This is a genomic window from Bradyrhizobium sp., assembly GCF_049581145.1.
Lineage (GTDB): Bacteria > Pseudomonadota > Alphaproteobacteria > Rhizobiales > Xanthobacteraceae > Bradyrhizobium.
The window spans coordinates 1-1,577 of sequence record NZ_JBAURI010001159.1; the positions used below are offsets into that span (position 1 = coordinate 1).

Sequence of the window (1,577 nt, forward strand, 5' to 3'; positions counted from 1 at the left end):
GCGCTTGGCTGTGGGTAGACGATGGGTATCGGACCAAGAGCCATGTGTGCGGGTTAACCGATCGGGCGGCAGTCCGCCGGCCTCCGGCAACGCGCAGCATCAAGGGCGGGTCGCCCGCGGCCGGGGATTCCCGCGGCTCATACGCCCAGTTTTTTCCAAAGCTCGTCCTTGGCCCGTTTCTTGGCTCCCCTGTTGTCCGGACGGTTCAGATGATCCAGCAGTTCCTCCTGGCTGGCCAGGCCGCTGAGATACCAGCCGATCATGTTCCGGTTGTATTTGTTGGGTTGCTTGCCGGTGATCAGGCAGATCAACAGGCAGACGATCACCGTGCAGTGGACCTGGATGTCGATGCCTTGCTCGCGCTGGCTGAGCAGGTGCCGCATGCCCAGCAGGGACTTAAGCGTTCGGAAGAACAGTTCAACGGTGTAGCGTTTGAGATAGACCAGCGTCACCAGTTCCGTCGCCAGATCCAGCAGGTTGGTGGCCAGCAGCACGTGTTCGCTTGGTTTGACGCCGCCGCGGACGCGGCGGGGGTGCGGCTGGACTTTCACCAGCACGATCCGGATGGGATAGCGGGCGCCGGGCAGTTGCACGATCGCGTCCCGCACCACCCCCGCGTCCAGCGCTTCCTGGGACAGTTCCCGCTCTTCCAGCACGTTTTCAAAGACGCTGTCTTCGCGCATGCGGATCACGAAGCTGCTGGCGGCGTCGGTAATATCGTCGAAGAGGGTCTGGTCGGAATATCCGCCGTCCGCCACGTAGCAACGGTCTTTTTCCAGGTTGCGGCGCAGCACGTTGTTTTCACGGTGCTCCCCCGCGTTGCGCGCCCCGGTGCGGTCGATGCGGTGGGGAGTGAGGGTCTCCAGGTCCAGTTGCGTGTGCAGTTTCCAGCCGTAGACGGGCAGGCCGTCGCGGGAGGTGTTGTAGCGGCCTTCCGGGCCGCAGGCGGAGCGGACCATCCGCGTCAGGCCGCGCATCACCGTCCCGTCCACCAGGGTGATCACGTGCTCGACCGCCCCCAGCCGCGCGTCCTGTGCCGAGGCCCGGACCTGCCCGGCCAACTCGGCGATGATCGGCTCGAGTTGCTCGGGCTCGAAGACCCGCGCCGACTCCGAAAAGCTGCCCAGGGAAAACCGCCCCATCCCCAGCGCCCGCCCCACCGTCTTCAACTCCGCGGCCTGCTGCAACACCCGCAGCGAATCGATCAGCGGGTTCCAGATGTACAGCAGCATCAGCTTGCAGTAGACGCCAAAGTGCAGCCGTCGGTTGCCGGCCCGGTCGCGCCGGCAGCCGACGCGGTCCAGGGCGTCCAGCAGGTCATAGACCTTGCGCAGGTGACCGAGGCACTGGATGTCCTTATCCTGTAGCGGCTGGCGAGCGTCCATGATGGGCGGATAGCATGCCACGGAACGACCGGCAGCGCAATATCAAAATGCTGCTATTTGCGCGAACGGCGGGCCGAACGGGATTAACTAAATGTTACACATTTTGGGGTTTTTGTTATCATACGCTAACTTTTTGGCGGGGCGATTTGTTTTATGATTAACAAATCTTCCTGGGGTCACCCGTGTGAGCGG

1 protein-coding gene is annotated in these 1,577 nt (G+C 63.2%); it reads right to left on the bottom strand.

Going from position 1 to position 1,577, the window contains the following annotated elements:
- Positions 1-137: 137 nt before the first annotated feature.
- On the bottom strand, positions 138-1,385 hold the full coding sequence (locus WCB02_RS36975) for an IS4 family transposase (protein WP_423966738.1): 1,248 nt from the start codon (positions 1,383-1,385) through the stop codon (positions 138-140).
- Between the last annotated feature and the right edge of the window lie 192 nt (positions 1,386-1,577).

What these genes read in the sequence shown, in the direction of transcription:
- WCB02_RS36975 (WP_423966738.1), bottom strand. Translation starts at nt 1,385, where the DNA reads ATGGACGCTCGCCAGCCGCTACAGGATAAGGACATCCAGTGCCTCGGT.